General features: G+C 38.6%; 14 protein-coding genes and 1 pseudogene. 9 read left to right on the top strand and 6 right to left on the bottom strand.

The annotated features are described in order from the left end of the window. Positions 1-148 precede the first annotated feature (148 nt). A complete protein-coding gene (gene tnpA, locus NST97_RS10515; protein ID WP_341343551.1) occupies positions 149-565 on the top strand; it encodes an IS200/IS605 family transposase in 417 nt (138 codons plus the stop codon). A gap of 124 nt (positions 566-689) precedes the next feature. Here the strand turns inward: tnpA and NST97_RS10510 are convergent, their stop codons facing one another. Further along, a complete protein-coding gene (locus tag NST97_RS10510) occupies positions 690-1,868 on the bottom strand; it encodes a M20 metallopeptidase family protein (RefSeq protein WP_066250069.1) in 1,179 nt (392 codons plus the stop codon). A gap of 1,083 nt (positions 1,869-2,951) precedes the next feature. On the opposite strand from NST97_RS10510, the gene NST97_RS10505 reads away from it, so the two are divergent. Continuing rightward, positions 2,952-4,127: an acetyl-CoA C-acetyltransferase gene (locus NST97_RS10505; protein ID WP_339210423.1), complete on the top strand. Its 1,176-nt coding sequence runs from the start codon at positions 2,952-2,954 to the stop codon at positions 4,125-4,127. A 324-nt stretch (positions 4,128-4,451) separates the two neighbouring features. On the opposite strand, the gene NST97_RS10500 is transcribed toward NST97_RS10505, so the two are convergent. Next, entirely contained in the window at positions 4,452-5,879 is a 1,428-nt protein-coding gene (locus NST97_RS10500; protein WP_341343550.1) for a DHA2 family efflux MFS transporter permease subunit, read from the bottom strand. A gap of 177 nt (positions 5,880-6,056) precedes the next feature. Between NST97_RS10500 and NST97_RS10495 the strand changes: the two genes are divergently transcribed. The 4 genes from NST97_RS10495 (at position 6,057) to NST97_RS10480 (ending at position 8,839) form a co-directional block, all read left to right on the top strand. Continuing rightward, entirely contained in the window at positions 6,057-6,899 is an 843-nt protein-coding gene (locus NST97_RS10495) for a TetR/AcrR family transcriptional regulator (protein ID WP_144598416.1), read from the top strand. A gap of 66 nt (positions 6,900-6,965) precedes the next feature. After that, positions 6,966-7,736 carry a threonine/serine exporter family protein gene (locus NST97_RS10490; protein WP_445684596.1) on the top strand — a complete coding sequence of 257 codons (771 nt, stop codon included), beginning with the start codon at positions 6,966-6,968 and terminating at the stop codon, positions 7,734-7,736. Between the two features lie 17 nt (positions 7,737-7,753). After that, positions 7,754-8,179 (top strand): threonine/serine exporter family protein, encoded by a 426-nt coding sequence (locus NST97_RS10485; RefSeq protein WP_341343204.1) that lies wholly within the window; start codon positions 7,754-7,756, stop codon positions 8,177-8,179. Positions 8,180-8,452: 273 nt separating this feature from the next. Continuing rightward, on the top strand, positions 8,453-8,839 hold the full coding sequence (locus NST97_RS10480) for a gamma-glutamylcyclotransferase family protein (RefSeq protein ID WP_066250059.1): 387 nt from the start codon (positions 8,453-8,455) through the stop codon (positions 8,837-8,839). A 255-nt stretch (positions 8,840-9,094) separates the two neighbouring features. Here the strand turns inward: NST97_RS10480 and NST97_RS10475 are convergent, their stop codons facing one another. From NST97_RS10475 to NST97_RS10460, 4 genes and pseudogenes are all read right to left on the bottom strand, one after another. Beyond that, positions 9,095-10,249 (bottom strand): mannitol-1-phosphate 5-dehydrogenase, encoded by a 1,155-nt coding sequence (locus NST97_RS10475; RefSeq protein WP_341343203.1) that lies wholly within the window; start codon positions 10,247-10,249, stop codon positions 9,095-9,097. A 2-nt stretch (positions 10,250-10,251) separates the two neighbouring features. Then, positions 10,252-10,686 (bottom strand): PTS sugar transporter subunit IIA, encoded by a 435-nt coding sequence (locus tag NST97_RS10470; protein WP_341343202.1) that lies wholly within the window; start codon positions 10,684-10,686, stop codon positions 10,252-10,254. Position 10,687: 1 nt separating this feature from the next. Further along, on the bottom strand, positions 10,688-12,790 hold the full coding sequence (locus NST97_RS10465) for a BglG family transcription antiterminator (protein WP_341343201.1): 2,103 nt from the start codon (positions 12,788-12,790) through the stop codon (positions 10,688-10,690). Positions 12,791-12,830: 40 nt separating this feature from the next. Next, positions 12,831-14,269 (bottom strand): annotated as a pseudogene (locus NST97_RS10460) (PTS mannitol transporter subunit IICB). Between the two features lie 289 nt (positions 14,270-14,558). Here NST97_RS10460 and NST97_RS10455 point away from each other — a divergent pair. The 3 genes from NST97_RS10455 to NST97_RS10445 all read left to right on the top strand — a co-directional run bounded on the left by NST97_RS10455 (position 14,559) and on the right by NST97_RS10445 (position 19,460). Next, entirely contained in the window at positions 14,559-16,334 is a 1,776-nt protein-coding gene (locus tag NST97_RS10455) for a putative bifunctional diguanylate cyclase/phosphodiesterase (RefSeq protein WP_341343549.1), read from the top strand. Positions 16,335-16,668: 334 nt separating this feature from the next. Beyond that, a complete protein-coding gene (locus NST97_RS10450) occupies positions 16,669-17,928 on the top strand; it encodes a hypothetical protein (protein ID WP_341343200.1) in 1,260 nt (419 codons plus the stop codon). Between the two features lie 515 nt (positions 17,929-18,443). Next, a complete protein-coding gene (locus tag NST97_RS10445) occupies positions 18,444-19,460 on the top strand; it encodes a LacI family DNA-binding transcriptional regulator (RefSeq protein ID WP_066250028.1) in 1,017 nt (338 codons plus the stop codon). Positions 19,461-19,496: the final 36 nt, after the last annotated feature.

The raw sequence follows: 19,496 nt of genomic DNA, 5'->3' as shown, positions 1-19,496 counted from the left end.
ACCAAAGGATGTGATGTTTGGCAAAGAAAAAAAGTTATCCACAACAAACAAAAATAAGTTATCCACATTTTTTAAAAAAATAAGCAAAATTGGTTCTTTTTGACCCTTTTTGTAAATAAATTTAACTGGAAAATTTTACCAATTGTGAATAAGTCGTATTTCCACAATACTACCAGAAATTGATAAATTTACTCTTCATAGCTGTTTGTGCCATTTGATATTTGTTTGTAAGTATCGAAAAAAGTTATTATTAAAAGTTGGTGATGATATTAAAACCGAAATCGAATCTATATCTAATCGTTATGGTTGGCAAATTATCGAGCAAGAAATAGACCAAGACCATATTCATATTTTGATTCGTTATTCTCCGAAATGGAGCATTCTTGAAATCGTTAGATTATTGAAGCAACTTACAACCTATCGAATATGGCAAAAGCATAACGAATATCTTTCTCAACATTTTTGGAAAGAAAGAACCTTTTGGAGTGATGGATATTTTTCTTGTAGTATTGGAAATGTAAGCAAAGAGATTATCCAAAAATATATTCAAGAACAAGGTCATTAGAGCTTACATCCCCTAGGCTAAATGCATAGGGGTTTTACGCCATTTCCTATAAAATCATCATTGTTGTTGTTGTTTCAATGTACATTTCGAATTTGTTGCACCACTTTTAATTGACATCATTTTTTTATTGTAAAAGATAATGATTGACAATACTTAAAAATATTTTCCCTGAGACGAGAAGCGCACGCTCGTCAAAGTCAAAGCGGGGATGGTGATGAGGATAATGAGTTTTTGGATCGTCTCCTCTTGCACCGACATGAAAATAAACACCTGGTTTATGCTTTAAGTAGTATGCAAAATCTTCTGCTCCCATTGACGGCTGATAATTATAAAAACAGTCAGATGCATACGTCTCGCTAATAATGGCTCGCAATTGTTCGGTTTCATTTCTAGGATTGATAACTGGAGGATAGCCGTTTAAATAATCAATTTCGTAGCTTGCGTGCGAAGCTTGGCATAGCCCTTGAACAATCGCTCTGATCTCTTCCTCAATTTGCTTCCTAACGTTTGGATTAAATGTTCTTACTGTCCCTTCTATTCTAGCGTTTTCTGCAATGACATTGAAAGCTGTTCCAGCTTGAAACACACCAACTGTCACAACAGCTGAATCTATCGGATTCACGCGTCTGCTGACAATTTGCTGCAAGTAGTTCACAATTTGGCTGCCGATGACAAGAGCATCTACTGTTTCATGCGGACGGGCCCCATGGCCTCCTTTTCCTTTTATTTGAATCGTAAATGCATCGACAGCAGCCATAACGGGTCCTTCTCGTAAGCCTATTTTGCCGTACGGAATATCAGTGGAAACATGTGCGCCAAATACAAGGTCAACATCGTCCAGGCATCCATCTTCAATCATAAACTTGGCGCCGCCGGGCGGTTTTTCCTCCGCGTGCTGAAAGATGAATACGATGTTGCCTTTTAAACGGCTGCGATCGATTTCACTTAATACTTTTGCAACCCCGAGGAGAGCTGCTGTATGTCCGTCGTGGCCGCAGGCATGCATAACTCCTTTTACGGACGATCTGTAAGGAGAGTCGTTCTCTTCATGGATCGGAAGCGCATCAAAATCAGCGCGGAAGGCAATGGTTTTTCCTTCTTTTCCGCCCTTGATCATTCCGATAACTCCATTTCCGCCGATTCCGGTTTTTACCTCAATCCCAAAGGAGGAAAGCTTCTCTGCAATAAATTTCGGTGTATTTTCCTCTTGAAAAGAAAGCTCAGGATGACGATGCAAATATCTTCTCCACGAAACCAATTGTTCGAAATTTTCCATTAAAGAACGATGAAGCTCCTTAATCATTTTCGCACCTTCTTTCAAAAATAATGATCCTTTTTTTCGATTAAAAGCTGTTAAATCATCATCAGAAATATGAAGTATCTAGTAGTCTAGCTGGGAAGAGAAGTAAGCTGAGTTTTAAGATCAAAATAAACTCTTTAGCAGCGTTAGATAAAAACTCGTCTTTACTTCTAAGCCAACTAAAAAAGGCTTCATCACGTATTATTTTCTTTAATATTTCGCCTTCTTTAGAAGTACGAAAACTGCTTTTTCAGGTATGGTTAAATATTTTAATCACCAATTCTTTATTAAACCTATACAATATATTGCAATTACTTAATATTCATTTTACCTCCCTTTTTTTGTCACACCAAGTAAAATTTTTCATTTATTTATATTTTACAGAACCATTTAAGAATGCATTCGCTGCCTCTATATAGAACTCTAGTAGAAACAAAAGAGGTTAACTCATGAAAAGTTCGCTATTTCTCAAAACGAAAGAACCAAGCTGGAAAAGAGATATAAAGAAAGCGCCATAAAAATAATCAAACAACCAGAAAATAAAAATGACCTGTCCTTTTCCTAAAGCGAGAAATGTAATATTCGATGATTGGTTTTTAAAAACAACACGTCCGGATTAGTACCATAAGATAAGCTGCCATCTTCTTTTCCGGGTTTCTACCATTTTTAAATTGTACATTCCAGAGTGGTTTAATAATTAATTCTTTTTTTCTAGAATATAATGTATCTCTAATTCTTCAAGATCCAATACTAAACCATCATACTTTCATCAAATGATCGAAAATATTCACCCCAACTTATTTTGACATCATTCCATTTTTTACCTTATTAACAATCCAGCAGTTGTTTTGAAAAGCCGCTTTACCTGACGGCTTGTTCATCTATACGCAAATTTGCTGAATTCTCCTTTGATTTTTAAGTATTTTTAACATTGTTATTTAATTTTCGTAATTTTATAATGAGCGTGTAAATAATTTTCATTATTCTGATAAATGAAAACGTTTTTTTATACACTAACGCATCAGAAATATTTGATACATGCAAAGGAACTGTTGGAATACCGAAATGTTTAGAGGAGTGAATAAAATGAAAGATATCGTTTTGCTGGAAGGAGCAAGAACGGCATTTGCTGAAATATCTGGATCATTTCGAAATACTACTGCGACTGATTTAGGTGCATTTGCGGCTAAAGAAGCTATTCGAAAATCTAATATTTCGCCTGATGAAATTGATCATGTTGTGTTTGGAAACGTTCAGCAATCAAGCAGAGATGCACACATTTTAGCAAGACATGTTGGATTAAAAGCCGGCACCCCGATTGAAGTTCCTGCCGTAACGATTAATCGTTTATGCGGGACGGGGATTGAAGCAATCCTAACAAGCGCCCGCTACATTTTAACGGGAGAAGCAAATGTTGTGCTGGCTGGCGGCACGGAAAATATGAGTCAAGTACCGCATGTCATTCGCGGTATGAGATGGGGAAGTCCTCTAGGTTCGCCTGTTGTAGAAGACTGGTTATGGGATGGACTATATGATACGTATGGCGGCTGCACAATGGCTGAAACAGCTGAAAATTTAGCTGTCAAATATAATTTAACGAGGGAAGAAATTGACCGTCATGCTTTATCTAGCCATGAGCGTGCGATTGCAGCGAGAGAAAAAGGGTATTTTAAAGAAGAAATTGTACCGGTTACTGTGAAAGGGAAAAAAGGAGACATCATTATTGATCAAGATGAACATATCCGCCATACGAGCATGGAGCAGCTTAGTAAATTAAAGCCTAGATTTATTGAAAATGGTGTTGTCACGCCGGGAAATGCAAGCGGTATGGTTGATGGAGCAGCAGCTGTTGTCATTGCATCAAGTGATTATGCAGAAGAAAAAGGGTTAAAACCGATTGCCCGCCTTGTTTCCTGGGATGTTGTAGGAGTAGAACCGAAGTATATGGGGATCGGTCCGGTTCCTGCTATTCAAAATGCATTAAAGAAAGCAAATTTAACGATTTCTGATTTGGACTTAATTGAAATCAATGAAGCTTTCTCTGCTCAATATTTAGCATGCCAAAAAGAATTAGGCTTTGATCTTGAAATAGGTAATGTAAATGGGGGAGCCGTTGCGCTAGGACATCCTCTTGCTGCAAGCGGAACAAGAATCACGACAACTCTTATTTATGAATTAAAAAGGCGAAACAAAAAATATGGCGCTGTATCTGCATGTATTGGCGGAGGACAAGGAATCGCCGCTGTTTGGGAAGCGCTGTAAATCCGCAGAAAAAATTGAATGCTTCGGCTACACGAGAAAATAACGGGTTAAATATATTGTCGGATCAAGCCTTATTTGTTTCCATGCGGCAAGGCGATTTCAAAAGAAAAATGGGGTAACTGTATCGGATGTCAACTGCTGATGCAGAACATATTATTGAAGCAGTCTCTGCAGCTTTTTGATTATAAGAGGGTTGATGATAAGTAAATAGGTATGAAATGTTCAGCTGCTGTTGAAGCTGCCTTTTAATTCCGGCTGGAAAATCTAGATATTTTGAATGAAAAAGCCTCTAGACTGATGAACTTCGTCTAGAGGCTTTCTATTTTATGATGCGGATTGTTTTAAAAATGTTTCTCCTTCTGGTTTTGCCCGTTTGATAAAGAAAGTGAGAACGAGGGCGATCAGTGCAATTAACACTGATATTTTGAAAGAAAAGTTGATTCCATTTAGCATTGCTTCATTCATGATATCGGCCATTTTTGCTGGATCACCCGCTGCGGCTTGAGCCAATCGCTCCGCTTCCGACTCTGCTTTGTTTTGCATGAGCGTGACCAGCAGCGCTGAACCAGCAGCTCCTGAAACTTGCTGCAACGTGTTGTTCATCGCTGTAGCGTGCGGGTTCATAGTTTGCGGCAGCTGATTGATTCCGTTTGCCATGACAGGCATCATCACCATCGACATTCCCAACATTCTTAATGAGTACATAAGCATTAAAAAGCTGTAGGATGTATCCATTGCTAAGTGGCTGAATTCGTATGTTGTAAAAATGGTAATAGATAAGCCGATAATGGCGAGCGCTCTAGCGCCAAATTTATCAAAAAGCCTTCCTGTTATCGGCGACATAATTCCCATGATGATTGCTCCCGGCAGCATTAAAAGTCCGGAATCAAAAGGTGAAATCCCGCGAATTGTCTGAATATATATTGGCATAAGCAGCATCGCTGAGAACATCGTCATCGAAAGAATGATCGAAATAGCGGATGATAAGGCGAACATCGGATATTTATAAATTCGAAATTGCAAAAGAGGCTCTTCCATTTTTAATTGCCGCATAATAAATAAGACTAAGCTGATCGTTCCGACAATAATGGTTCCATATACATGAACGGAATCCCAGCCTTTTTCCCCGGCGGAGCTAAACCCGTATAAAATGCCGCCAAACCCGATGCTTGATAAGATGAGCGATAAAATATCCAAAGATATTTGTTTTTGCGGCAAAATGTTTTTTAATTTAAAGATTGCAAGGATGAGTGTGAGAGCAGCGATCGGAATAACGATGTCAAACAGTGTGCGCCATGAATAATGCTCAACAATCCATCCGGATAGCGTTGGTCCTATCGCTGGCGCAGTGATCATCACTAGTCCAAAAAATCCCATTGCTGTGCCGCGTCGTTCAACAGGAAAAGCGACAAGCATGACATTCATTAATAAGGGAGCCATGATCGCTGAACCGGCCGCTTGAAACATTCTTGCAACCAATAACACGCCAAATGTCGGCGAAAGTGAAGCTAACACCGTACCGGCTGTAAACAAGCCCATTGCTGTAATATATAGTTGGCGATTCGTAAACTTTTGCAACAAGAATGCGCTGGCAGGAATTAAAATCCCATTAATCAGCATGTAGCCTGTTGACAGCCATTGCGCAGATGAAGGAGATATTTCAAAATCCTTCATAATGGATGGAAGTGCAACATTTAGAAACGTTTCGTTAACAAAAGACACAAAGGCACCAACAAATAAAATGGCAATCATCCCATAAGGCGGTTTGTTTAATGTTTCATGATTGGTCAAGCGAGAATCCTCCTTGTACTTATAGTATATTATTTTATACTGTTGTTATAAAAGATAATAATAATATATACTGATAGTATAAAAAAATCAACAATAACTTTTATTTTTGAGTTCAATCATAAAGGATGTGCAGTCAAATTGAACGATCGAAAAAGACAAGTAATGGAAGCGGCGCATACTCTTTTTGTTGAAAAGGGATTTGTGAGAACATCAGTTCAAGATATTTTAGATAAAAGCGGGATATCGAAAGGGACATTTTATAATTATTTCTCATCGAAAAAAGAACTTTTAATTAGTATTTTTGAAAAGATTAAAATGGAAACAGATCAGCGGAGAATGGAAGTGTTGGCTGGCAGGCAAGCAAACGATAAAAACGCGTTTATCGAACAAATTCAAGTCAAGATGGAAATCAGTAAAGAAAATAAACTATTCGCTCTGTTTTATGGTGTGCTGATGTCAGAAGATGAAGAGCTTAAAGGATTGGTGCAGCAGTATCATTTTGATGAACTTTGCTGGGCACAGAAGAGGATTGCAGAAGTATTCGGGGAACAAATACGTCCGTATTCGGTTGATTTGGCCGTGTTGTTGTATGGAATGGTTCAAAACGCCATTCATTTCGCTGTCACTGCCGGAGCAGAAATAGAAATTAACAGCATAATCGCTTATTCGTTGAGAAGAATTGAAAAAATAGCGGAAAATGTTGTGAAAGCGAAGGATCAGCTATTTGATCCGGATATAGTAGAAAGGCTGGAGCCGGAAGAGGCTTTGAATCGGAAAAAGAAAAAGGAATCCCTTTTCAATCAAATTGATAAAATAAAAAAATCGGCAGATGAGGAGCAAAAGGAATTGCTATCCTTTCTAAAGGAAGAATTGCAATCTTCTGTTCCGCGGCGAGCGCTGATTTACGCGGTGATGTCCCAAATTGATCAGAAGAAAAAGCTTGAGCATTTGGTCGATGAGGTGCTAAGATTTAATACTTAAAGACCTATAAAAGGCTGAATCGTTTTGCCATTCACTTACCAAAAGACTTGGATATAATAATAGGAAATGAAGTTTATTGGAGAGATTAGCGTGCAATTAAATTCCAACAAGATTATTGAAGCCTGTTTGCTAGCTGGTAAAATTATGCTAGAAAATGGAGCGGAAACGTACCGCGTTGAGGATACGATGCAGAGGATGGCTACATCGCTTGGTGTAAAGCAGTCTCATTGTTTTGCTATGCCCACTGGAATTATATTTTCCATTGACGAAATGGAACAGACAAAACTTGTACGTGTGCTGGAACGGACAATAGATTTAAATAAAGTTGCGATGGTGAACAACATTTCTAGAAGGATGGCGCAGGGTGAAATATCTGTTGATGAAGTTTTGTTGGAACTGAAACAAATAGACGAATCAAAACCTGAATATCCAGTTTGGCTGCAATTGACCTCTGTTTCCATCTTGAGCGGCTGGTTTTTAATCATGTTTCAAGGAAAGTGGGCAGATTTTGTTCCTGCCATGATTTCAGGCGGTTTAGGTTTTGCATTTTTAGTTTATGTTCATCGTTTTGCTAAAATTAAATTTTTTTCAGAGTTCTTAGCATCGTTTGTCATTGGATTTACAGCCATTTGGCAGGTGAAGCTGGGCATCGGGATAGATTTAGATAAAATTATTATCGGTTCTGTCATGCCGCTTGTACCGGGGCTGCATATCACAAATGCTGTCCGCGATTTGATGGCAGGACATTTAGTGGCTGGATTATCAAAGGGAGCTGAAGCGTTTTTAACAGCTTTTGCGATCGGGTCAGGAATTGCCATTGTTTTATCGATTTATTAATTGAAAGGATTGTTGTCATGCTGTCACAACTTGCAGCAAGCTTTATTGCAGCATTTGCATTTGGAATTATTTTTAATGTACCAAAAAAGACGTTATTTGCATGTGGAATTGCGGGAGCAGTTGGATGGCTTTCGTATTTATTCTTGATTCATTTTAAGATGGATTTAATTATCGCTGCATTTATTTCAGCGCTTCTTGTTGCCTTCATTAGTCACTTGTTTGCGAAAATGTATAAAGCGCCGATCATCATTTTTTCTGTTCCAGGTATTATTCCGCTTGTCCCAGGAGGGATTGCGTATGATGCCATGCGCCATGTAGTCGAGCAAGACTATTTTACGGCGATTGAACTAGCAGCTAAAGCTTTTATCATATCAGGAGCTATCGCCATGGGACTAGTGTTTTCCGAAGTATTGAATCGGATGATTATGAAAATTATTCGGTAGTAGCTCTTTTCAATTAGTTTATCGGTGCATTTGCCGCTTAGGGAACAAATTTTTATACATGTCAGTTTTCATGGTCTTGCTTAGCTGGTTATGTTTTTTAAGGTGGGGGCGGTAGCTCTTTTCAATTGATTTGCCGCCTAGGAATAAATTTTTTTACATACTAGCTTTCATAGTCCCGCTGACCGGCTATGAATTTTTGAGGTGGGAAATCGCTCTTTTCAACTGACGTGTCGATGTTCACTGACCGGATTAAACTTTTTGAGGTGAGCTGCCATGCTTTATCAAGTTTTTGTGTATGGAACGTTGTTAGTCGGCGAAGCAAATCATCATGTTGTAGAGCCCTATTTAATCTCTTGCAAAAAGGGGCATGTGAAAGGCCGACTGTATGATGTAGGAGATTATCCAGCGCTTGTTCTTGATGAAGGAGAAGACGAAGTTGCCGGTGAATGGCTCATTGTGACAGAAGAAGGATTAAGGCAAATGGATTTGCTGGAGGATTTTTTAGAAGGCCGGCCGAATAATGAGTATGAGCGTGTTTGGGTCAAGGATAGCAGGCAAAATATAGAAGGTTTTGTTTACGTATATTCCTTGGAAAAAGCGCAGCATCTTCCTATCATATATTCCAATTCATGGCGAGAGCATCGGAGAAATCAAAAGTAAAAGGCTGATTCAACACATTGCTTTTCAGCGATGTTGAGTCAGCCTTCTTATTGGTTGTTTGATTAATACGTTTTCTTGTTCATTGCATTCGATTGAGGGGCTGTCCAGAAAGTCAAATCCCTATTGAAAACAAAAAATCATAAACATCGATATATCAACATTTCTAAAACATAAAAGGGAGCCGTCAATAAGCCAAAAAACGACTTATTAGACAGCCCCGTGTTTAAACAGGCAGAATGAACCATCCTGCTTACATTATTTCAATTTGATGAGCTGTTCATATTTTTCAAGAATTAGTTTTGTTAACGGGTCGTTTTCGTCAAGCTGGCTGTACTGCTTCAAAGCTGCAGCTGCTCCTTTTGTTTTAATGATTTCTTGCAATTCGACTGCCTCTTGGTCTTCTTTATAGTCGAACAATAGCGCAGCTGCTACGGCTGTTGCGAGATTTTCAGGTTTTTGCCCGAATTCCATTAATCTTTTTGCGGGTAAAATTAATCGGTCGTTTGCGCCAAGCTTGCGAATAGGCGATCTGGCTACTCTAGTGACATGATCGGAAATTTGTTTGTTTTCAAATCTAGAGAGAATCTTATCGATATATTTTTGATGCTCGGAACGATCAAAATGATAAGTTTTCGCCAGCATGTCGCCGGTTTCAGCTAGCGCGCCTTCTAAAATTGGGCGGACAAACGGGTCCAATACAGCTTTGTCGATTGTTTCTATATTTTTGAAATAGCCTAAATAAGCTGCAGTAGCATGTCCAGTGTTGACAGTAAATAGCTTGCGCTCAATATATGGATTTAAGTCGTCGACATAGGTGATTCCTTGAATATTTGGCAAGCTTCCTTTTATGTCTGTTTTTTCCACGACCCATTCAAAAAATGGTTCAACAGAAACTTTTAAAGGGTCCTCGTGGGTTTGTAATGGAACGATGCGGTCGACAGCTGCATTAGGAAAGCCAACATATTGATCCAATTTTTGTTTTTCTTCATCTGTAAGCGATTTGTCCACTTCTTCTTTTAATAATTGGCTGCCGCCGATCATATTTTCACATGCAATAATGTTTAAAGGCTGGACTGACTGTTTAAATCGTTCCTTAAGTCCTGAAGCGATTGTCGGTGCAATGATTTTTAAAATATTTGGACCGACAGCCGTTGTAATTAAGTCAGCTTGGCAAATGAGATCGATGACTTTGTCAGTTTGTTTTGCACTGTTAATTCCTTTTACACCTGTGACGGTGATTGTTTCTTTTTTTTCGCTGGCTAATTCGATGATATAACTTCCTCTTTTATTTAGCTCAGAGATTAGATTTTCATTCACGTCAAGAAAATATATTTCATAGTTAGCTTGATGGAGAAGAGCGCCGATGAATCCTCTTCCTATATTTCCAGCGCCGAACTGCAAAGCGATCATGTTTATTCCACCTCATTGAATAAATTGATTAATTCTTCTTTGGTTGCTGCATTGATTATACGTTCAACATTTTCTTCCTCTGAGCAAAGGATGGCGATTTTCGACAAGAGCTCCAAATGTTCGTTGTCTTTTCCGGCAATTCCGAACACTACTTTAGCAATGTTGCCTTCTCCATATTCTACGCCTTCAGGAATTTGAATAATGGAAATACCTGATGTTAAAATGTCTTTTTTTCCTTCGTCTGTTCCGTGTGGAATAGCTATATGGTTCCCCATGTATGTGGAAGTGATTCGCTCTCTTTCAAGCATTTTAGTGATATAGTGTTCATTCACATACCCGTTTTCAACAAGTACCTTTCCGGCTAATTTAATAGCTTCCTCCTGATTGGACACCTTTGCATTTAAAACAATGTTGTCAGTTGTTAGTATTGGCTTCATCTCACTCACTCCAATTAAAAAATTTTTCTTTCATATAATGATGGAAAATCACATTCAGCTTATGATAGACGGCTGTTTCATCTCCGTTTTCAAATAGTGTTAAACTGCTTTTGCTTTCAATAATAGCTGAACTGATTTGGCTTAATATTTCCAGCTTATTTTGAGTTAGCTGTTCAGGAGCTAAAAGCAGCAATATCCGGCTGATTTCCATCGCATTTCCGTCCATTCCGAGGACGTTGTCCGCTTTGTCCAAATCATAAATACGAAATAAAGGAATCAATACTTCTTCATCTTTTAAATGAAATAAAGCAATTTTTGTCCCGGGAATTCCCAATCCTCCTTTTTGTTCTCTCGCCAAAAGCTTCTTCGCAACGGATTCATCATTTGTGATCAATTTTTCTTTATGCAATGTGCGGGCGATTTCCAAAAGATTTTTTTTATGCTGTCCTGTATTTTCCAGCAAGCTCACATTGAAATGGAGCAAAACTGTTTTGATAATATCGCCCAGTTCAAAAAATTGATCGATGATGTGAATCATATCGTTTGATGGATTTTTCCGGAAAGGAATGCCCGGAACATTGTTTTCGATTCTTTTGAATTCTGTCAGCTTTTCATTCATGTATCTTTTTATTTTGGCGATATCATGCTCATTTAACAGCGGGTTAACTGTAATATATGGCACATGACGATACGGAAGATCGGTAGTTGAAATAATAATATCGTATTGGCTGACATCCAGCCTTTTTAAATCAATAAGAGAAGCAATATGAATGTTTTCTATTTCAGGAAATTCCTTGCGAAGTCTCGTTGCCAGCATTTTGGAAGAACCGATTCCGCTGGGGCAAACAACTAATCCCTGCAGCGAAATATTCTCCATCTTTGATTCTAAAGCGGAGCCAAAATGCAGTACGAGAAAGCCAATTTCATCCTCTGATAACTGAAGATCATAAAAGATTTTTTTTACCCCTTCTTCGACAGACGCGAAAAGGGCGGAAAATTTTGTTTTGATCTGTTGCAGCAGAGGATTGTGCGTATGAATCTTCTCTTTTGAACGTGTAATAGCAGGGACAAAATGGGCCACCAACCCTTGATATAAAGATTGATCTTCTGTCAAGGGAAAGCCGGTTTTGTTGGAAACAAATTCAATGAGCTCATGGACTTTTCTTGAAATGTCTACATCTACATCAAAGAAGGAAAAATCTTTATCTTCTTTTCTGCGCGCTCCTAATAAATGAGTCGTGACATAGCCGATTTCCGCTTCAGGAAACTTGACCTGAAAGGCTTTTTCCAATTCTTTGACGATCATGCGGGCGGATTCAAATTCTTTTGTGCCTTTCAATTCTTGAAAAACTTGAGGATCGATATCGATCGTTTCGCCTTTTTGGATTCTTTCCGCTGCCAGCATTAAATGGACTGCAAGAGCAATATAGGCACTGTCCGCAATAGAAAATAAAATGGTTTGCCGAAATTTTTCAAGTACTCCTTCAACCGTTTTTATTTTTTCTTCATCAATGATTTCAAAAATTTTTTCCCTTTTTTCATTTTTCTCTTCTTTTATCTGCCTTTCAATTGCTTGCAAAAAACTTTTTTCATCCAATTTCTCCATTATAATGTTTCCAAGGAGAGCCCTCTTTCCATTTTCTGGTCCGATGAGTTCTATTCCGTATCCTCTTTTTCGGATGAGCTTCAAATCAAATTGAGCAATCCATTCTTCGATTTGATCTAAATCATTGCTTACGGTTGCAGAAGTGACGTTTAATTTTTCGGCTAGTGTAAACAGTTTTAGAGGCTCGCTGGCCTCTAAAAGTGAACATAGGATAAGCACTTTTCTTTCTTCTTGGCTAAAGTCTGTGTGCTCTCCAGATCGGATATCTTTTAATAAATTTTGTTTCCGCAGCGATGGACCGAATAAGCGAATTCCTTTTCCTTGCAGGCTGTCAATATAAAGACCATATTTTTTTATCACTTTTTTTATATTTTTAAGCTCCCGGTGAACTGTTCTTGAGCTGACGTTTAATCGTTCAGCGATCTCTTTTGTGGAAATGTGTCGGTCCTCCTGCAGCATTAATTCGATGATTTCCCGTTCTCTCGCCCGCAAGTACATGGAATTCACCCCTTTTAAAGTGCACAGTTGTGCAATCTGCTTATGACTGATCTTTTAATTTTTCTAGCAGTTCATCGTACTTAGGGCTGTTTAAGAAATTCTCAACAGAAATGTGTGTTGCATTTGGAAGCTTTGCTTTTGCTCTATCTGTTAAATCTTTATGTGTAAATACAATGTCTGCGTCATCAGGCAAATTGTTGATGGCAGTGTTTGTTACTTCGATATTTAACCCAGCTTTTTTGACTTTGTTTCGCAAAATGGAAGCGCCCATTGCACTGGATCCCATGCCTGCGTCACAAGCAAAAACAATCTTTTGGACATTGTCTAATTCATTTTCTTGCAGCTCGGCATCTCCGCTGTCTTTTTGCGCTTGATTTGTGAGCATTTCTGCTGCTTTGCTTTCTTTACCTTTTAATTGCTGCATTTTCTCTGCTGCTGCTGATAAGTCTTCCTCGCTGTCTGCTTTCGCTGCTTTTAAGATGATGCTTGAGATGAGGAATGAAACAGCAGTTGCAACAATAACACCAGCCAACACACTTATATAATGTCCTTTTGGAGTCATAATCATTAATGCAATAATACTTCCCGGTGAAGGCACTGCCACAAGTCCGGCATCAAAAAGTAAGAATGTTAACACTCCGCTCGCTCCGCCGGCAATAGCAGCTAAAATTAATAATGGTCTCATTAAAATATAAGGGAAGTAAATTCGTGAATTCCGCCCAAAAAGTGAATAATGGCTGCACCAGGAGCAGTTTGTTTAGAATTTCCTTTTCCAAACAGCATATAGGCAAGCAAAATTCCTAGACCTGGCCCTGGATTCGTTTCAAGCAAAAATAAAACGGATTTGCCTGTTTCTGCTGCTTGTTCAATTCCGAGCGGGCTTAAAATTCCATGATTAATCGCATTATTTAAAAACAGCACTTTTCCGGGTTCGATAAATATACTTGCGAGCGGAAGCAGGTTGGCATCGACAATGAATTTAACTCCACCTGCCAAAATGCTGCTCAAAGTTAAGACAATCGGGCCGATTCCTAAAAAAGCAATAATCGTTAAAATAGCGGCGACAATACCAGCTGAAAAATTGTTGACAAGCATCTCAAATCCGGATTTAACTTTTCCTTGGAACAGCCTGTCCACTTGCTTTATAATATACCCACCAAGAGGCCCCATTATCATGGCACCTAAAAACATGGGAATGTCCGCTCCAACGATTACTCCCATCGTTGCGGTTGCACCAACAACTCCTCCGCGCAGATCATACACCATGCGCCCGCCGGTAAAACCAATTAGAAGCGGCAACAAATATTGTATCATCGGATTCACTAGTTTTGCTAAAGCTTCATTTGGTGTCCAACCAGTCGGTATAAATAACGCAGTGATGAGTCCCCACGCAATAAATGCGCCGATATTTGGCATAATCATTCCGCTTAAATAACTGCCGAATCTCTGTATTTTTACTTTAACATTTGATTCTGCCATTGTGTTCACCCCTTTTATTTTTTTAGAATAATGTTTCTACATTTTAAATTTTAAAGCGTTATCATTGCGAGTCTCAATTTAAAGAAAAGTCAAGTTTGTCACTTTTGCTGCTGACAAAATTTATTTGAAGTTTAACCAAACGCATGCTTTTTATCCTTCTTTTTAGCTATTTTTTGGCATCTATTAGATGACAAATTTCCTGTATTTTATTACTATAAATGTAACTTCTATTTTCTGTATAAGGTGCTTGAAAATGGAATCGTATTATGTGGAGGGTATCGTAGTGGGGATGAAAAGACACGAAGCTCTGGAAGAGATTGAGAGAGTGCTGGGTATACGGGCTGTTGAAGTGCTGACTCATGTTGGAGAAGAATACTTTCGCTCACTTGTTAAGTATATTGCAGAAACATTACATGCGCCAATAGTCCTTGTCGGAGAAGTGGACGAAACATCTTCAAAAATAAATGTACTAGCAATGTATCGAAACGGAAATTTGTCTGATGGAGATGTTCAGCCAATACTAGCTTTGGAAAGTTCTTTAAAGGAAGCGAGCTTTTACGAAAAATTTATTCACCAGTTATTCTCTAGATTAAAGGGAGATATAGAAGGCGCCGGTTATTTGGAAATGCCTCTTAAAAGCTACAAAGGGGAGATCATTGGGCTCATTTTTATTATAAACATAGAGACGACGGAGACAAAGGAGAAAGCCGAAACGATTTTTCGCTTGTTTAGGGATCGGACTGCGAAGGAAATAGCTAGGAATAAAAAGGAAAAAAGATTATTAAAGCTGGCACACTACGATTCGTTGACTAATTTATTAGAACGGGCTACTTTTCGAAAAATGGTTGATGAAGAAATAGGAAAACATCCTGAAATAAAAAGAGGCTTTTTCTTTATTGACATTGACAATTTTAAAATGATCAATGATTCTTTCGGGCATAAGAAGGGAGACGAGCTGTTAGTCAAATTTGCAAAACGATTAAAAGACATAATGAAAAACGAAAACGCGCTTCTTTGCCGCAATAGCGGCGATGAATTTGTCATCATGCTGAGAGATGTAGAAAAGGATCAAGTTTATAATTTAGCAGCAAACCTTGTCAATGAGCTTCAATATCCACTAATTTTAGGAGAAAATGCTGTGTTTATCACAGTAAGCATAGGAGTTTCTTTTTTTCCTGAGCATGGCCACAATGCAGACACACTGATCCATCATGCTGACTTAGCCATGTATGAGGCAAAAAAGGATGGGAAAAGCACATATCGCTTCTATCAATCTTTTATGGAGCATCATTACGAACGTTTTCTCCTGAAGCAGGAGCTGCGGCGCGGTATTGCCAATAACGAGTTTGTCTTATATTATCAGCCGAAAGTTGACATCATTCAAAGGAGAACCATCGGGTTTGAGGCTTTAGTTCGATGGAATCACCCGGAGAAAGGGTTTCTTTCCCCATCAGAATTTATTGAGTTGGCTGAAGAAGATAATACGATTGAATTGATAGGAAACTTAGGATTGGATGAAGCGTGTAAACAGCTTAAATGCTGGCAGGAGGAATTTAGTAATCAACAATTAACGATTGCGGTCAATATGTCGGCACGTAAATTTTTTCATAGTGATTTAGTTCATCAAGTCCAGGAATCGATTTCAAAATACAATCTGCCGTATTCTTCGCTTGTCATCGAAATAACGGAAACAACGGCCATAAAAGATTTTGAACATGCGGTAAAAATTATTCAAAAGCTCCAATCATTAGGTGTGCACATTCATCTGGACGATTTCGGCAAAGGTTTTTCCTCTCTTTATTATTTGAATAGACTTCCTGTCAATGCAATTAAGATCGACCGTTCGTTTATACAACAAATCGGGCAGGGGCAAAAGGAAAATCCAATCGTCAACGCCATCATCGCAATGGCTCATTCTCTAAATTTGGATGTCATTGCAGAAGGGGTCGAGACAAATGTTCAGCTCGAATATTTGCTAGGGAAGGGCTGTCATATTATGCAAGGATACTATTTCAGCAAACCTTTGCCAGCGGATAAAGCAGGGGATTATTTAAGAAGAATGTAAATAATGATTCACTTCTGCCTCCATTTCTCAAACCGTTTTGGGAGAGGAGGCATTTATATTTTTGGGATCGGCGTGTTATCAGAGTGCGTTTTTTCATATAAAAGATGGCGGCATATCGAGTCCGGTCTTTTTGCTTTGTAAAAATGTTTATGTGTTTGATAGACTGTATTATGTTAAGGGAAGATCCCGTAGATTATGTATTAGTATATTTTAAGACAGAAAGGATGAGAGAAAGGTTTTGCGCATTTTTGTGTATACAGTTTTGATAGCTATTTATATTTTATCTCGTTTTTTTCATGCCCCAGTCATAAGCTATAGCACTGGAGCTGTCGCTTTGGTAGCACTCGCAATTTCAGCGGTTTATGCCAGAGGACTATATCTCATTTCAGGTGCCATATTTTTATTGATTGGATTTGTTTTATTTATTCAAAGTAAGCAGCCATGGCATACGTTTATTTTGCATTTTGAGCAAGTGCTTGGTTTGCTTTCATTGTTTTTCGTATTGCCATTTATGAATTCCATCATTCGTGTCGGAAGGTATGATAAACATTTAAGCTTGTTACTTCAGGATCAAGCTGCTGATCTGAACCATTTATATCGGCGAAGCTCAGGAGTTTGTCATATACTCGGTCTATTTTTAAATATTGCTACAGCCCCCCTTCTTATTAAATCATTAAATGTTATATTGCGTGATTTGCCCAAAAAAGTGCTAACGAAATTTTATTCGCAAAACTTGCTGCGCGCCTATGCTTTATGTCTTACTTGGAGCCCGATGGAGGTGATGGTGAGTTCAACGATAGACATTACAAAAGTGCAGTATTTTATCATTTTTCCAATTTTGCTTTCGATGGCAATCATAATGCTTGGGTTTGATTGGCTCATGTCTTCGTATAAATATAAAGGTATCCAAATCGCCTTTCATACGCCTCATTTTTTTAATAAGAAAAAGGGTTATAAAAAAGCTTTTGAATTAATCGGAATGCTGCTTTTGTTGATATTCATGGTGTCGACTGTTCAACATTTTTTACAAAAAGGTTTTCTGTTTTCTGTTGTATTATTGATTATCCCATTTTCTGCTATTTGGTCTTTGTTTATTAAAAAAGGAAAAAGATATTTTACAGTTGCAATCCAGCATTGGAAAGAGCGGACAAGGGGATTAGCCAATTACTTTTTCATGTTTTTGGGAGCAGGTTTATTTGTAGAAATGCTGGCAGACTCGCAATTGCTATCATTTTTAAAACCTGTTTTTGAATTAGGAACTGAAAAGACGTTGATTTTATATAGTACAATAGGACTTTATTTTTTCATTACATCGTTAATTGGTTTTCACCCTTTAGTAGGTTTTGCTTTATTGGCAGAGCTCTTGCAGCCGTTTTTAGTCGACATACCATCAATTCCGCTATCCATTGTGTTAATATGCAGCAGCTTGTCGACTGTGATGTTCAGCCCTTTTAATATATCAGTATCAATTTTGTCTGATGAATTAAGCGCACAATCTTATCGGATCGGTTCATGGAATATAATTTTTGCATTAGGGTACATTGGGTTCGGCATTGTGGTAGCATGTTTTGTTGAAATGTTTTTTATGTATTGACACCGTTTACAATAAAACTTATAATCTTCTTAAAAAGAGATTATTTTCAAAATTCCCAACAATAAATATTTTTTAGATCGATCTAATAGATTTTAGATCGATCTAAAAAGCTCGGATATTGGATCGATCTAATAGAAGAGTAAACAGAGCCAAATCGATGTGATAAGCAGGTGATTAGATGAGAAAAGCTCAGCCATTTATTAACGGATGTTGGATTTGGTATCCATACAACAGGCAAAGGTGAATCACTTGGAGCCATTTATGAAACGGTTATATGGCGGCTCCCTCCCGCCAGAAGTACATATTTGATCTATGATCTTGTCTATATAAACCGACTTCAGCCCATTTTTTCAGGTGATTTGTGGTGCTCCTGCAGCCTGAAGGGAGGTGATTATTTATAACATTTTCAAAGCCGTAAAGCATGGAAATAAACAAATTGACAACGTTTTAAATGTAAAGGTATACTTTTCTCAACTGAATTCGTTGATTAATTGCGTTAGCAGGTGATTAGACAGATGGGACGAAAAAAACAGTCCCGCGTGACGCTGCAGGAGGTTGCAAAACACGCGGGTGTGTCGAGGGCTACAGCTTCCCTTGTTGTTCGGGGCAGCCCAAATATTTCAAAAGAAACAAGAGAAAAAGTGTTAAAATCGATAAAAGAGTTGGGATATATATATGATCGTGTTGCAGCGAATTTACGATCCCACCAATCTTCAACAGTTGGTTTGATTATAACAGAGATCGGCAACCCCTTTTTCTCGGAATTATTGGTGGGCGTTCACGAAGCTTTAGATAAAGAAGGATATACCGTAATATTAGGAACGACGTTTGATTCCCCTGATAAACAAGATGCGCTGCTTGCGACAATGCTTGAATATCGTGTCGGCGGGGTAATTATGAGCCCTGTCCCAGGCAGTTCACCAGATATGGTAGAACGGTTAAAGCAATGGGGGATTCCTGTTATTTTAGTAGCGAGAAAAATGCTGTCAGAAGAGCCGTTTGATTATGTCGGAATCGATAATGTTGCAGGCGGACGGATAGCGGCTGAACATTTAATCGAACAAGGCCACCGCCGCATCGCTTTTTTGGGCGGTTTTTCTAATTCATCAGTATGGACAGACAGGAAAAAAGGATTTTGTGAAGCGATTGAACAAGCCGGGCTGGAAATGGATGAATCGCTGTTTGTCCAATCTCCCGCAACTAGGCAAGGGGGAATAGAGGCGATTAAGCGAGTTATGCAGCATCCTCAGCCTCCAACCGGGGTTTTTTGCTATAATGATGTTGTTGCATCTGGTGTTATGCTCGGATTAAAAGAACAAGGAATAGTTCCAGGCAAAGATGTGGCTGTGGTTGGTTTTGATAATATTCCGGAGTCAGCGGTATTCAGCCCTTCTTTAACAACCATTGCAGCTTTTCCTGATCGGCTCGGTGCAAAAGCTGCTGATCTCTTGCATCGGAGAATGAAAGGTGATGAAGAAGAGGCAAAAAAACTGATTTTACAGCCTGAGCTTGTAGTGCGGGAGTCAAGCTGACACACCATGATGAAGAAATCTAGGGAAGTGGATGCG

Source organism: Aeribacillus sp. FSL K6-1305 (assembly GCF_038050115.1).
In the GTDB taxonomy this organism is placed as follows: Bacteria; Bacillota; Bacilli; order Bacillales; family Aeribacillaceae; genus Aeribacillus; species Aeribacillus composti.
This window is presented reverse-complemented; position numbering and strand designations above follow the sequence as displayed.

Coding starts and splice junctions, on each gene's coding strand:
- NST97_RS10510 (WP_066250069.1), bottom strand. CDS start 1,868: ATGATTAAGGAGCTTCATCGTTCTTTAATGGAAAATTTCGAACAATTG.
- NST97_RS10505 (WP_339210423.1), top strand. CDS start 2,952: ATGAAAGATATCGTTTTGCTGGAAGGAGCAAGAACGGCATTTGCTGAA.
- NST97_RS10500 (WP_341343550.1), bottom strand. CDS start 5,879: ATGATTGCCATTTTATTTGTTGGTGCCTTTGTGTCTTTTGTTAACGAA.
- NST97_RS10490 (WP_445684596.1), top strand. CDS start 6,966: ATGAAGTTTATTGGAGAGATTAGCGTGCAATTAAATTCCAACAAGATT.
- NST97_RS10485 (WP_341343204.1), top strand. CDS start 7,754: ATGCTGTCACAACTTGCAGCAAGCTTTATTGCAGCATTTGCATTTGGA.
- NST97_RS10480 (WP_066250059.1), top strand. CDS start 8,453: ATGCTTTATCAAGTTTTTGTGTATGGAACGTTGTTAGTCGGCGAAGCA.
- NST97_RS10475 (WP_341343203.1), bottom strand. CDS start 10,249: ATGATCGCTTTGCAGTTCGGCGCTGGAAATATAGGAAGAGGATTCATC.
- NST97_RS10470 (WP_341343202.1), bottom strand. CDS start 10,686: ATGAAGCCAATACTAACAACTGACAACATTGTTTTAAATGCAAAGGTG.
- NST97_RS10465 (WP_341343201.1), bottom strand. CDS start 12,790: ATGTACTTGCGGGCGAGAGAACGGGAAATCATCGAATTAATGCTGCAG.
- NST97_RS10455 (WP_341343549.1), top strand. CDS start 14,559: ATGAAAAGACACGAAGCTCTGGAAGAGATTGAGAGAGTGCTGGGTATA.
- NST97_RS10445 (WP_066250028.1), top strand. CDS start 18,444: ATGGGACGAAAAAAACAGTCCCGCGTGACGCTGCAGGAGGTTGCAAAA.